This window comes from Micromonospora sp. NPDC049089 (genome assembly GCF_040648775.1).
Classification (GTDB): Bacteria; Actinomycetota; Actinomycetes; order Mycobacteriales; family Micromonosporaceae; genus Micromonospora.
The window spans coordinates 19,504-32,435 of the sequence record NZ_JBEZEH010000055.1; the positions used below are offsets into that span (position 1 = coordinate 19,504).

General features: G+C 68.8%; 13 protein-coding genes. 3 read left to right on the top strand and 10 right to left on the bottom strand.

Features of this window, described 5'->3' with window-relative positions; translation table 11 throughout:
* The 4 genes from AB0B48_RS12395 to AB0B48_RS12410 all read right to left on the bottom strand — a co-directional run bounded on the left by AB0B48_RS12395 (position 1) and on the right by AB0B48_RS12410 (position 2,584).
* On the bottom strand, positions 1-591 hold the full coding sequence (locus AB0B48_RS12395) for an ATP-binding protein (RefSeq protein ID WP_357199797.1): 591 nt from the start codon (positions 589-591) through the stop codon (positions 1-3).
* A gap of 21 nt (positions 592-612) precedes the next feature.
* Positions 613-1,074: a pantetheine-phosphate adenylyltransferase gene (gene coaD, locus AB0B48_RS12400; RefSeq protein WP_357199800.1), complete on the bottom strand. Its 462-nt coding sequence runs from the start codon at positions 1,072-1,074 to the stop codon at positions 613-615.
* 183 nt (positions 1,075-1,257) lie between these two features.
* Positions 1,258-2,430, bottom strand: a complete 1,173-nt coding sequence (locus AB0B48_RS12405; RefSeq protein WP_357199803.1) for a helix-turn-helix domain-containing protein — start codon at positions 2,428-2,430, stop codon at positions 1,258-1,260.
* Positions 2,420-2,584: a hypothetical protein gene (locus tag AB0B48_RS12410; protein WP_357199806.1), complete on the bottom strand. Its 165-nt coding sequence runs from the start codon at positions 2,582-2,584 to the stop codon at positions 2,420-2,422. The genes AB0B48_RS12405 and AB0B48_RS12410 overlap by 11 nt, the downstream gene beginning before the upstream one ends.
* Positions 2,585-2,728: 144 nt before the next feature.
* Between AB0B48_RS12410 and AB0B48_RS12415 the strand changes: the two genes are divergently transcribed.
* Positions 2,729-3,481 (top strand): XRE family transcriptional regulator, encoded by a 753-nt coding sequence (locus AB0B48_RS12415; RefSeq protein WP_357199808.1) that lies wholly within the window; start codon positions 2,729-2,731, stop codon positions 3,479-3,481.
* A 14-nt stretch (positions 3,482-3,495) separates the two neighbouring features.
* Here AB0B48_RS12415 and pip read toward each other — a convergent pair whose 3' ends face one another.
* From pip to AB0B48_RS12445, 6 genes are all read right to left on the bottom strand, one after another.
* Positions 3,496-4,443, bottom strand: a complete 948-nt coding sequence (gene pip, locus AB0B48_RS12420; RefSeq protein ID WP_357199811.1) for a prolyl aminopeptidase — start codon at positions 4,441-4,443, stop codon at positions 3,496-3,498.
* Between the two features lie 62 nt (positions 4,444-4,505).
* Positions 4,506-6,248 carry an ABC transporter substrate-binding protein gene (locus AB0B48_RS12425; RefSeq protein ID WP_357199814.1) on the bottom strand — a complete coding sequence of 581 codons (1,743 nt, stop codon included), beginning with the start codon at positions 6,246-6,248 and terminating at the stop codon, positions 4,506-4,508.
* Positions 6,249-6,393: 145 nt separating this feature from the next.
* On the bottom strand, positions 6,394-7,380 hold the full coding sequence (locus AB0B48_RS12430) for an ABC transporter permease (RefSeq protein WP_112604983.1): 987 nt from the start codon (positions 7,378-7,380) through the stop codon (positions 6,394-6,396).
* A gap of 11 nt (positions 7,381-7,391) precedes the next feature.
* Positions 7,392-8,399 carry an ABC transporter permease gene (locus AB0B48_RS12435; protein ID WP_357199818.1) on the bottom strand — a complete coding sequence of 336 codons (1,008 nt, stop codon included), beginning with the start codon at positions 8,397-8,399 and terminating at the stop codon, positions 7,392-7,394.
* A complete protein-coding gene (locus AB0B48_RS12440) occupies positions 8,396-9,406 on the bottom strand; it encodes a dipeptide ABC transporter ATP-binding protein (protein ID WP_357199821.1) in 1,011 nt (336 codons plus the stop codon). The genes AB0B48_RS12435 and AB0B48_RS12440 overlap by 4 nt, the downstream gene beginning before the upstream one ends.
* Positions 9,407-9,461: 55 nt before the next feature.
* Complete coding sequence (locus AB0B48_RS12445) at positions 9,462-10,517, bottom strand: ABC transporter ATP-binding protein (protein ID WP_357199836.1); 1,056 nt, start codon at positions 10,515-10,517, stop codon at positions 9,462-9,464.
* A 277-nt stretch (positions 10,518-10,794) separates the two neighbouring features.
* On the opposite strand from AB0B48_RS12445, the gene AB0B48_RS12450 reads away from it, so the two are divergent.
* Together AB0B48_RS12450 and AB0B48_RS12455 are read left to right on the top strand one after the other, a co-directional pair.
* The gene (locus AB0B48_RS12450; protein ID WP_357199824.1) at positions 10,795-11,343 is read left to right on the top strand and encodes a Uma2 family endonuclease; all 549 of its coding nucleotides are present in this window, start codon (positions 10,795-10,797) and stop codon (positions 11,341-11,343) included.
* 32 nt (positions 11,344-11,375) lie between these two features.
* On the top strand, positions 11,376-12,812 hold the full coding sequence (locus tag AB0B48_RS12455; RefSeq protein WP_357199827.1) for a TldD/PmbA family protein: 1,437 nt from the start codon (positions 11,376-11,378) through the stop codon (positions 12,810-12,812).
* Positions 12,813-12,932 lie beyond the last annotated feature (120 nt).

Consider the following 12,932-nt stretch of genomic DNA (forward strand, 5'->3'; position numbering starts at 1 on the left):
CTAGGAGACCGAGGGTGGCCAGCGGTGTCCGCGCCACTCGTGCCATGTCGCGAAACCAGCAGGTGGGTCGTCGACAGGCTCACTGCCGTCCAGCTCGCCGGGCGTCGGGATGTCGATGCCGGCAGCCCATTCGGCGAGTTCCGCATCGGACATCGGCCATGTGGTGTGCGGCGCTTCGGCCTGCCGCCGATCCAGTCGCCGGCGCTGCTCGGCTGGACTGACCTCGAAGTAGCGCAGCTCCACAAGCGCGCCCAGGTCTGCCGCCGCCTGGCGCAGCGCGGAGCGCTCGTCCCGACTCCAGAGGCCAAAGTCGATCACCACGTTGTTGCCGAGCTCGAGCGCCCGCAGCCCGATATCGATGAGTCGTCCCTCGATCACGTCCTGAGCCGACGACGGATTCTCAGGCCCGTAGAGAGCCTTCACCCATTCGTCCTTCGTGAGACGAAGTGCCGCCGACTCGATCTCGATGCGCCGAGCGGCGGTGGTCTTCCCGGTGCACGGCAGCCCTACCGTCAGGAACAGTGTTGGTCGCGTCATCGACGCCCCCTTCCGTGCGAACGCCCATCGCCGGCCTTCTCGCGACTCGGCCACCCGCTCCGGCTCTCCCTGACGCTATGGGACCGGCGGTGCCGGCCGCGCCGCGTCATACGCCCGTACGGCAGTGGACGAGACGGCGGCCAGGTGCGGACGGGGCGGCAGCCAGACGGTCTGGATGCCGAGCTGCTCGTTCATCGCGGCGAGCTGGTACTCGTAGCGAAGGTCCGCGGCGGTGCGCACGCCGCGAACGATGACCGTGGCACCTCGACGCGCGCAGTAGGCAGCGGTCAGCCCGGTCCAGGTGTCCACCTCGACATTGCCCCACGCCGCCGGCATGGCGTCGCGTACGCGGGCCGCCCTGGCCGTGGCCTCGGCGGTTGGTTGCTTGTCGGCGTTCACCGCCAGCAACACGATGACCAGGTCGAACATCATCCGGGCACGCGCCACCAGGTCGCCGTGGCCGGGGGTGAACGGATCGAATGTGCCGGGGTAGACCGCCAGCGAATCGCGCACCGGCAGCACCGGCACAGCCGTCACCGCGACTCCAACCGCATGGCCCCAATCATCCCAGCCTTCGAATCTGGACTCACCCTGCTCGGCGATCTTGCACTTCCTGTCGCGACACAACAGGCATTCCACACATGTTGACGACCGAATCTGCAAGATCGGCGCGATCTTCTTCCTCGACACACGTTGATCTATCGGGGTGGACGGTCCTGCTCACAGCACTCCGAGGTTGATGGCGAGCTGGGTGATCGTGGCTGGGGCGGCCGGGTCGCGGGCGGCCTGGGCAACCACGTCCCGGGCGGCCGGCCGATGGTGAATCTCGGCGGGCGCGATGTGTTCGGCCCGCAGCAGAACCCTGGCCGCGTTGATGGCGTCGTCCGTCTGGAGGTAGGCGCGCGCCGCGTCGATCAGGTGCGCGGCGCGGTGCTCGATCGGCAGCCATCGCCACCCGTCCCGTCGCATCGCCAACTCGTGCCGGGCGACCCCCTGCGGCCCGTCGCCCATCTCCACGGCAGCGGTGACCCGGGCCAACTCGACCGCCGTCGGCCCGAACGCCGTCCGATGATGGTCGTGTTCGTCGCCCACCTGGACGGCCAGCTCGGCGGCCTCGTCAAGCAGGCCACCGACCACCCGATCGTCACCCGCCCTGGCCGCGATCAGGGCGGCCTGCACAAGCAGCGATCCCCGCAGCGACATCTCCTCCGGGGTGCCCGGGGCGATCTGGGAAGCGGCGGCCAGCATTACCGCCCCTGCCTGAGCCGATGCCCGCAGCACCTGGCCAAGTTGCACCGCCGCGCAGGCCAACATCACCCGGTCATCGGCGGCGTCGGACATCGCCCGGTCAGCGGCCAGCCACGCGAGGCTCCTCTCACCCAGCTTCACCAGCAGCGCCGCCGTCACCCGATACGCCTCGACCACCGCTGCGCGCCCGGCCTCGGGGTCCAGCGCGTGGGCGCGGTGAACCTCGGTCACCAACGTGGGGAGCAGCTCGACCAGACGTGGGTACCGGGCATGTTGGTAGGTCATCCACGCGTGCCGCACCTCCCGAGCCAACCGATCGGGCGACATCACGTCACGGTCCGCCGGGCGACCATAAGCCATTGGGTACGCCGACAGCGCGGCCCGAATCCGCGCCACTCCCTCGCGACGTTCCGCCGCCCCGGCGGGCTGGACGTCACGACCGAGCAGCGCTGCGGGATCGACCCGCAGCACCACCGCGATCTCCCGGATGGTCGACACCCGCTCGAGGGAACGGACCCCGCGCTCGACCTTGTCCACCCAGCTCTTCGACTTCCCCAACCGATCCGCGAACGACTGCTGCGACAACCTCCGTCCCACCCGCAGGTAGGCGACCCGCCGACCGATCGGCACCGGATCACGGTTCACCACGCCACCGCCGGTCCGGCACCGCCCGAGTCGTCTCCTGCACCGGTATCCGCTCCGCCTCGGCCTGCGCGAGCAACCGGCGTTTGGCCTCTTCCCGTTCGGCCGCGTCGATCTGCTCTCCCCGGCTGACCATCTCGTCGTCAGAACTGGGCATCATCACCTCCGCTGCTGGTCCGCATCGCAGCCTCAGCCGCCGCGTTGCTTGTCACAATGACGCCGAGCCGTCGTCAGGCGCGACGGCACAGAGCCCGACAACACGGGCACTTTGCTGGCGACATTAAGGCGACACATCGCTATTGTGGCGAACATGAATGCCCCGAATACCGCTCTACGCGCGGTCCGCACCGGGATGCGGATGAGCCAGGACGACTTCGCCCGCGCGCTCCAGGCCGCCGGCCGTCGCGTCGGCGAGCCCAACGACGCCAACAAGAGACTGGTCCAGCGCTGGGAGTCTGGCGCGATCGCCGCACCCCGGCCCGTGTACGCCCGCGCACTGGAAGTCGTGACCGGCCTGCCGGTCTCACTGCTCGGCTTCGCCGCGATACCCAATGGCGATGTCGTCGACGACCAACACGGTGGCCACGACCTGACCTCGCCCATGTCGAGCCTGGCCACACCAACGCCCAAGCCACTCACGGTCCACGCGTCGTACGACGGGGTCTGGCTCAGCCGCTACCAGTACCACTCCAGTGGCCGGGGGGAATCATTCGCCGGACAGCACTTCGTGGTCGTACTCCAGCACGGCGACCGACTAACCGTGCGAAGCCTTCCTGGCTCGGCGGCATCCTCACTGTCAATGGATCTGACCGTTGACGGTGCCGTGGTTACCGGCACCTGGGTCGAGCAGACCGACTCGGCCGGTTACTACCGAGGAGCCCGTTACCACGGCGCGATCCAGCTACTGGTCGAGCCGACCGGTCGACGGATGGCCGGGAAGTGGGTCGGTTTCGGCAAGGACATGGACGTCAACACCGGCCCATGGGAGCTGACCTTCCGGGACGCCTCCACATCCAAGGCGACGCTCCACCAGTACAACACCTCGCCGGAATAGCACGCTGTGACCCTTTACGCGAGGAACTGGTTGGTGGCTTCGATGAGCAGGCTGCGGGTGCCAGGTTCGGAGCCGCTGTGGCCCGCGTCCTCCACGATGTGGAACTTCGCCTCAGGCCAGACCCGATGCAGGTCCCAGGCTTGCTTTGGTGGCGTCTTGATGTCGTATCGACCGTTCACGATCACCGCCGGGATGTGTCGAATGCGGTCGACTCCCGCCAGGAGACCTTCCGGCGGGAGGAAGCCGCCGTTACTGATGTAGTGGTGTGTGATGCGGGCGAACGCCAGCAGGCTGGCGTCGTCGATGCCGGGCGGCGCCATCGGCAGCAGGGTGTTGGCCGAGAGCTCCCAGCTCATCCAGGCACGGGCCGCCGGGCCGTGGACCGCGGGGTCGGGATGGGAGATGCGGCGGCCATAGGCGCCGACGAGGTCGTGCTGTTCCGTCACGGGGATCGCAGCACAGAAGGCCGCCCACTCTGCGGGAAACAGATGCGCTGCGCCCGCCGGGGTGAACGCCCATGCCTCGTCCGACCTGCGAACCAGCCACACGCCACGGAGTACGAGTTCGGTGACCCGCTCGGGATGGGCCTGCGCGTAGGCCAGGGCGAGGGTGCTGCCCCAACTGCCTCCGAAGACGAGCCAGCGCTCAATCCCCAGGTGCTCTCGTAGCTGCTCGATGTCCGCCACCAGATGCGGGGTGGTGTTGTGTTCCAGTGACGTCTTCGGGTCGCCCGCAAAGGGCCGGCTGCGACCGCAGTTCCGCTGGTCGAACAGCACGACGCGGTAGCCGGACGGGTCGAAGTACTGCCGATTGCCGGGGAGCAGACCACCGCCGGGGCCGCCGTGCAGGAACACCGCGGGTTTGCCGCCGGGGTTTCCACACACTTCCCAGTAGAGCTCGTTGCCGTGGCCGACGCTGAGCATCCCGGAGTCGTACGGCTCGATGGGCGGGTACCAGTCCATGACAGCAGGGTCCCCTCCCGACGACGTTGTCGGAAGGGGACCCTGCTGGTCTGCGGTGTGACTTACGGCTTGACGTACGCGTTCACGAACGACGGGTAGCCGAAGACGCTGGAGATGAAGATCCCGCCGGCCTTGGAGCCGTGCACGTTGTAGGCCACGTCGACGTAGAACGGCACCACCGGTGCGTGCTCCTTCATGATCCGCTCGTCGAGCTTGGCCCACTCCGGTCCCTGGTCGGCCGGGGGCAGGGCCAGGATGCGGTCCATCTCAGCGTTGATCGTCGGGTCGTTGAAGTAGGACTGGTTGCTGTTGCCCTCGGCCTTGATGGTCCGGCCGTCGTAGAGCACCGGCAGGATCGAGGCCCCGCTCGGCCAGTCCGCCGCCCAGTTACCGATGTACAGGTCCCACGGGTTGTTCTTCTTCTTGATTTCGTCGAGCTTCGCGTCGTCCGAGATGTTCCGGACGGTAATCTTGAAGCCGGCCCGCTCCAGGTTCGCCTTGAGCTGGGCACCCTGCTGCTGCTCGGTCGAGTTGTCGGCGACACCGAGAACCAGCTCCGGCGTCTTGCCGCCGAGCAGCTCCTTGACCTTGTCGACGTTGCCGTTGGCGCCCGCCGGGTACGCGTCGTACGCCTTGTAGCCGATGGTGGCCGGCGGCATCAGCGTGGTCAGCGGCGCGGCGACGGTCTGACCGCCGAGCGCCTTGATCATGCCTTCGCGATCGATGGCGTAGTTGAGCGCCTGACGCACCTTCAGGTCGGTGACCCGCTGGTTGTTGATGACGAGCTGGTTTGCGCTCGGGGTCGGCGAGAGGAGCGTCCGGGACTTCAGCGACGCGTCCCCGGCCACCTTGGCGACCAGCGAGGCGGGCACGGTGTTGAAGGCGAGCGCGCTCTGGTCGGCGCCGTTGTCGGCGATCACCCGGTTGTTGGCGGCGTCCGCGGTGGGGCCGAAGCTCCAGACGAACTGGTCCGGGTACTGGTGCCGGACCGGGTCGGTCTTCGGGTCCCAGTTGGGGTTGCGGTCCAGCGTGATCTGCACGCCGACCTGGTTCTTGGCGACCTTGTACGGGCCGGACGAGAAGGGCTGCTTGTCCAGGTCGACGCCGGTGTCCTTGTCGGCGGGCAGCGGCGCGGTGGTCGGCAGCGAGACCGCGAACGGCAGGTCACAGCGGGGCTTGGCGAACTCGAAGCGCAGCGTCTTGGCATCCGGCGTGCTCAGGCCGGGGGGCAGCGACGTCTTGTTCTTCTTGAAGTCCCACGTGGTGTCGAACTGCGCGGTGTCGGCCAGCCACTCCTGGATGTAGGTCGGGCCGCCGGACAGGTCCGGGTCGAAGGAGCGGGCGATGCCGTACGCGATCTCCTTGGAGGTGATCGGCCGGCCGTCCTCGAACTTCACCCCGTCCTTGATCGTGAATTCCCAGACCTTGCAGTCGTTGTTGACGTTCTTGCCCGGCGTCTCGGCCAGGTCGCCCACCAGGACCAGGCCGCCCTTGCCGTCGTCCTTCCAGGTGGTCAGGTAGCGCGACCAGAGGGGGTTGGCCATCAGACCGGCGAACGAATACGTCCGCTGCGGGTCCAGGTGGGAGATCGGGGACTCCCGGATGACGCTGAACGTGCCACCCTTCTGGGCGCCACTCACCTCGGCCGCCGGCCCCTGCGAGTCCTTGGGGTCGGTCGCGATGACCCCGGTCTGCTTCCGCTCGCTGTCCACAGTGGTGCCCTCGCCCGTGTTCTTCGAGCACGCACCCAATGCCACAACCAGAGCGATCGCGCCGCCTGCGGCAGCCACCACGCGTGGTCTCATGAAGTACCCCCTTCACCCATGTGCCGTGCGGTTTCGTCGGGGCGAGAACCGCCGACGTCCCGAGGATCGTAAGGAAAAAAACTTACAATTTGTGTAACAGTTGTCGATAAATTCCGCCACCGGGCGCGCCCCGTCCACCGACAGCTCAGCGCAGCCGCACCCGAGGGTCGATGGCCGCGTAGAGCAGGTCCACCAGTACGTTCGCCAACACCACGAAGACGGCGGCGATCAGCACCGTCGCCATGATCGTGGGCAGATCACCCGAGCGCACCGCGTCCACCGCCGTACGCCCCAACCCCTGGATGCCGAACGTCGTCTCGGTGATCACCGTCCCGCCCAGCGCCCCGCCCACGTCCAGCCCCGCGATGGTCACCACCGGAGTGATCGCCGCGCGCAGCGCGTGCCTCCCGTACACAGTGGGTTTGGCCAGGCCCTTGGCCCGCGCGGTCCGGACGAAGTCCTCCGACAGCGTCTCCAACATCTGCGCCCGCGACAACCGGGCATAGATCGCCGAGAAGAGGAAGGCCAGCGCCACCCAGGCCAGCACCAGCCCGCTGGCCCACTTCGCCGGGTTGTCGAATATCGAGGTGTAGCTGGGCACCGGCAACAGCCGCAGGTTGTAGACGAACACCAGCAGCAGCACCGCGCCCACGAAGTACAGCTGCAACGAGGCGCCGGTCAGCGAGAAGCCGATCGCCAGCCGGTCCAGCCAGGTGCCCCGACGCAGCGCGGACACCATGCCGAGCCCCACGCCGAGCAGCAACCAGAGGATGGCCGCCGGGATCACGATGCTCAGCGTCACCGGCAGCACTCGGGCGATGGTGTCCGAGACGGCCTCGTTGGTGACGTACGACCAGCCCAGGCAGGGTGCGTCGCACCGGCCGCCCTGGGCGCTACCCAGGTCCCGACCGGTCACGATGCCCTTCATGTAACCGGCGTACTGGCTGATCAGCGGATCGTTCAGGCCCAGGTCGTCGCGGACCCGCTCCAGCCGCTCCGGGTTGCAGTTCTTCGAGCAGATGCTACTGACCGGGTCGCGCGGAAGAGCGAAGAACATCAGGAAGGTCAACACGCTCACCGCGAAGAGGGTCAGCGTGGCGGAGAAGAGTCGCTTGAGCAGAAATCGCGCCATGATTTTGACCCCTACCGGGACGACTTCGGGTCGAGCGCGTCCCGCAACGCGTCGCCGAAGAGGTTGAAGGCGAACACCAGCGCGAAGATCGTGATGCCCGGAAAGAACACGTACGCCGGGTCGGTCTGGAGGAAGTCCAGACTGCGGTAGATCATTCGGCCGAAGCTCGGCGTCTCGTCGCTGAGGCCGACGCCGATGAACGACAGCGCCGCCTCGCTGGTGATGAACTGCGGCACCGCCAGGGAGAAGGACACCAGGATCGGCGCCCAGATGTTCGGCAGCAACTGCCGGAAGAGCATGTGCCCCAACCCGGCCCCGCTGGCCCGGGCCGCCTCCACGAACTCCCGCTCGCGCAGCGCGATCACCTGCCCGCGAACCAGCCGGGCCGTGCTGGTCCAACCGAAGATGGCGAAGACGGCGATCAGCACGCCCACCCCGAAGGCGGACGACACCTGCCCCCGCTCACCGTAGAAGCGCAGCGTGATGGTGGGCGTGAGCGCCAGCGCGATAATCAGGAAGGGCATGGCCAGGGTCAGGTCGGTGATCCAGTTGATCACCGCGTCGAGCCAGCCGCCCAGGTAGCCGGCGAGCGCCCCCAGCACGATCCCGATCGTCGCGGTGATCAGGGCCGCCGCGAACGCGATGAACAGCGAGGTCCGCAGCCCGTAGATCAGCCGGATGAAGATGTCCCGACCCAGCCCCGGCTCCAGACCGAACCAGTGCTCGCCACTGACCCCGCCGGCGTACCCCAGCGGCATGCCGAAGCCGTCCAGCATGTTCTGGAACTGCTCCCGCGGGCCGATCCCGTAGACCATCTCGATCAGCGGAGCGGCCAACCCCAACAACAGGAAGAAGACCAGGAGTACGCCGCTGATCACCGCCGTCCGGTCGCGGCGCAGCCGCAGCCAGGCGAGCTGACCGGGCGAACGGCCCACGACGCCAGTGGTCGCGGCTCCGCTCTCGTCGCCACCGGACTCGATCTCGGCCAGCGCCACACCCTCCACCGGGGACAGGCTCACGACGACACCTCCTCGACGACCTGGGTGATCGACCCCGCCACTTCGGGGAAGTGACACGCGGTGGCCTGGTTGCCGCCGTCGCGCGGGATCAGCGCGGGCTCCTCGGTGGCGCAGATGTCCTGCGCCTTCCAGCACCGGGTGCGGAACCGACAGCCCGACGGCGGGTCCAGCGGGGTGGGTACGTCACCGGTCAGCCGGATCCGCCCCGCCGGGCCGAGCTGGGTGACGTCCGGGATCGCCGAGAGCAAGGCCCGGGTGTACGGGTGCTGTGGGCGCTCGTAGATGTCCGCCCGGTCGCCGATCTCCACGATCCGACCCAGGTACATGACCGCGACCCGCTGGCAGAAGTGCCGGACCACGGCCAGGTCGTGCGCGATGAACACGAAGGCCAGGCCAAGCTCGCGTTGCAGGTCGCGCAGCAGATTGACGACCTGCGCCTGGATCGAGACGTCCAGCGCGGAGACCGGCTCGTCCGCGACGATCAGCTTGGGCCGCAGGGCCAGCGCGCGGGCGATGCCGATGCGCTGGCGTTGACCACCGGAGAACTCGTGCGGGTACCGGTTGTAGTGCTCCGGGTTCAGCCCGACCAGCTCCAGCAACTCCTGGACACGGGCCTTGATGCCACCCGGCGGCTTGATTCCGTTGACCTGTAGCGGCATCGCCACGATCCGGCCCACCGTGTGCCGAGGGTTCAGCGAGGCGTACGGGTCCTGGAAGATGATCTGGAGTTCCTGGCGCAGCGGGCGCAACTCCCGGCGGCCGGCGTGCGTGATGTCCCGCCCGTCGAACTCGATGCTGCCGCTCGTCGGTTCCAGCAACCGCACCAGCATCCGACCGGTGGTGGTCTTGCCGCAGCCCGACTCCCCCACCAGGCCGAGCGTCTCGCCCGGGCGCACGTCGAAGTCGAGCCCGTCGACCGCCCGCACCAGACCGGTGGCGCGCAGCCCCTGGCGTACCGGGAAGTGCTTGCTCAGGCCGCGTACCCGCAGCAGTGGTTCATCGGTCATCTCCACAGTCCTCCGTTCGGGACTGCGGTACTCCGCTGCGCTACGTTCCTCGCCCTCACACAGCCACCCCCACTCGTGCGATGTCCTCGGCGTAGAACGCGGCGCGCTCCTCCGCGCTCAGGTGACAGGCGACCAGGTGGCCATCGGCCCCGGCGGGGCGCAGCTCGGGCACCTCGGTGCGGGAGCGGCTGCCGGCGCGGTCCGCGTACCGGCAGCGCGGGTGGAACGCGCAGCCCGACGGCAGGTTGATCAGGCTGGGCGGGTTGCCGGGGATGGGCACCAGGTCCGCGTCCGCGTCGCCGTGCAGCGACGGCACGCTGGAGAGCAACCCCCAGGTGTACGGATGCTGCGGCGCACGGAGCACCTGCTCGACGCTGCCCCGCTCGACGGCCCGCCCGCCGTACATGACCAGCACGTCGTCGGCGACCTGGCCGACCACGCCGAGGTCGTGGGTGATCAGGATGATCGCGGAGTGGAACTCGGCCTGGAGGTCGGCGAGCAGGTCCAGGATCTGCGCCTGCACTGTGACGTCCAACGCGGTGGTCGGCTCGTCGGCGATCAGCAGCGCCGGGTCGTTGACCAGGGACATCGCGATCATCGCCCGCTGGCGCATGCCGCCGGAGAACTCGTGGGCGTACTGGTCGAAGCGACGCGCCGGCTGCGGGATGCCGACCCGGTCCAGCATGTCGACAGCACGCTGGCGGGCCTCGCGCCGGTTGGCCTTCGGGTGGTGCACCCGGTACGCCTCGGCGATCTGCCGGCCCACCGTGTAGTACGGGTGCAGAGCCGACAGTGGATCCTGGAAGATCATCGCCATGTCCCGGCCGCGCAGCCGGCGTACCTCCTCGTCGGCCAGGCCGACCACCTGCCGGCCACCCACGGAGATCTCCCCCGTGATGGTGGTCCGTTTCGGGTCGTGCAGGCCGAGAATCGCCAGCGAGGTGACGCTCTTGCCGGAGCCGGACTCACCCACGATGCCGAGGGTGCGGCCCCGCTCGACGGCGAACGACACCCCGTCGACAGCGCGCACCACGCCGTCCTCGGTGTCGAACCGGACCCGAAGATCACGCACCCGCAGGTAGGCGTCCTGGTCGGAGCGCTGCGCCGGCACGGCGGGACGGTCGTCCGGGTCCCCGGACGGCGAGGGTTCCGAGCTGTCCACGGCCACCTCCCTCAGTGACGAAGAGAACTTACAGCAAAGTCCCGAGGGTGAAAATAAGCTACAAAGTCGGCACGTGTCAGCGGGCCCGAGCGTAACGAGTCGGCATCGGCCCCGCACCCCCGTCACCTCGCCATCCACACCCGTTCATGGCCCAGGACGCACGTGAAGTGCGACGATTGGCGGAGCAGCCAGCAGAGGATGCCCGTGGCACGAGGCGGAGGTGACGATGACCGCGGCGGTGTTCAACCACGAAGGCCCGTGGACCGAAGAGGAGTACCTCGCCCTCGGCGAGACGCAGCAACGCGTTGAACTCTTCGACGGGAGCCTTCACGTGACCCCAGCCCCCACCCCGCGGCACCAAAACATCTCGGGCGAACTACGCGCGGTTCTGCGAGGCCCGGTTCGCGAAGCCGGCCTGCACGTTCTGGAAGCGGTGAACGTCCGGCTCAGGCCGGGTCGGATTCCGATCCCCGATCTCGTCATCACCAGCCCGATCGACTTCGACGAGCTCAACGTCGAGGCGAGTGACGTGCGGCTGGTGTGCGAAATCATCTCGCCGAGCAACGCGTCCACCGACAAAGTCCTCAAGATGCACTACTACGCCGCCGCCGGCATCGAGTGGTATCTCCTGGTCGAGCAGGACAGCGGCATTGTGCATCTGTACCGGCGGCGGGGCGGTCACTACACCGAGCAGTCCGTGACCAGACCGGGAGAGGTGTTGGAGCTGACTGAGCCGGTGAAGGCCACCATCCGGCCGGAGGAACTGCTCCCCTGACGGGTGTCGGTCCGCTGGCCTAGGGTCGGTCCATGACCGAGTTCGACGCGGCCGCCGCCGCCGTCCAGGCCGCCCTCGACGCGGGCGCCCGGTACGCCGACGCCCGGGTGATGCACCGCCGCTACGAGTCGATGACCGCGCGCAACGGTGACGTGGAGGAGCTGACCCAGGACGAGAGCATCGGGCTCGGGGTCAGAGCGCTGGTCGGAGCGAGTTGGGGCTTCCACGCCGTACCCGATCTGTCGGACGCCGCCGCCCGCGACGCCGGCCGGCGCGCGACGCGGACCGCCATGGCGAGCGCGCGGGTGCCGGGCCCTTCGGTCGACCTGGTGCCGGTCCAGGCTGTCACCGCGAGCTGGGCGTCCGGCTGCCAGATCGACCCGCTCGGGGTGCCGCTGTCCGACAAGGGCGATCTGCTGGTCGACGCGACGCGCACGATGGCCGAGCACGGCGCGGACCTGGCCGAGGGCCTGTACCAGATCTGGGACACCGCGAAGTGGTTCGTCTCCAGCGAGGGCCACCGGATCGACCAGCGCATCCGCGAGTGCGGCGGCGGCATTTCGGCCACCTCGATCGGCGACGGCGAGACGCAGCGCCGCTCCTGGCCGAGCTACCGCGGCCAGTACGGCACCACCGGGTGGGAGCTGGTCGAGTCGCTGGATCTGGCCGCGCACGCCGCGCAGATCGCCGAGGAGTCCCGGGCGCTGCTCACCGCGCCGGCCTGCCCGGCCGGCGAGACAGACCTGATCCTCGGCGGCGAGCAGTTGGCCCTGCAGATCCACGAGTCGGTCGGGCACGCCATCGAACTGGACCGGATCCTCGGCTGGGAGGCGGCCTTCGCCGGCACGTCCTGGCTGGACCTGGCCCAGCTCGGCTCGCTGCGTTACGGCTCGGAGCTGATGAACATCACCATCGACCCGACGATCCCGGGTGCGCTGGGCAGCTTCGGTTTCGACGACGAGGGCTCCCCGGCGGTCAAACGGGACGCGGTCCGGGACGGCCGCTGGGTGGGTGTGCTCGCCGGCCGGGACTCCGCAGCCATGGCGAGCCTCGACTACGGCGGCAGCGTACGGGCCGACGGGTGGGCCCGGCTGCCGATGGTGCGGATGACCAACGTCGGCCTGGAACCCGGCCCGCACACGCTGGAGGAGATCATCGCGGCCACCGACGACGGCGTGTTGATGGACCTCAACCGGTCCTGGTCGATCGACGACAAGCGGCTCAACTTCCAGTTCGGCTGCGAGGTCGGCTGGGAGATCAAGAAGGGGCGGCGTGGGCGGATGCTGCGCAACCCCACGTACACCGGGATCGGCCCCCTGTTCTGGCGCTCGATGGACATGCTCTCGAGCGAGACGGTCTCCTGGGGCACGCCCAACTGCGGTAAGGGCCAGCCCGGCCAGATCGGGCACACCGGCCACCCGGCCGCGCCGGCCCGGTTCCGCAACGTCCGCGTAGGGGTCTCGGCGTGAGCGCGAGGAGTGAGCCGGGTTTGCGAGCCCCGCAGTCGCGAACGAAAGGTGGCTCAGCGTGAGCGCGAGGAGTGAGCCGGCGTGCAGTTCCACCCGGAGGTCGGCCACACCGCGCACGGC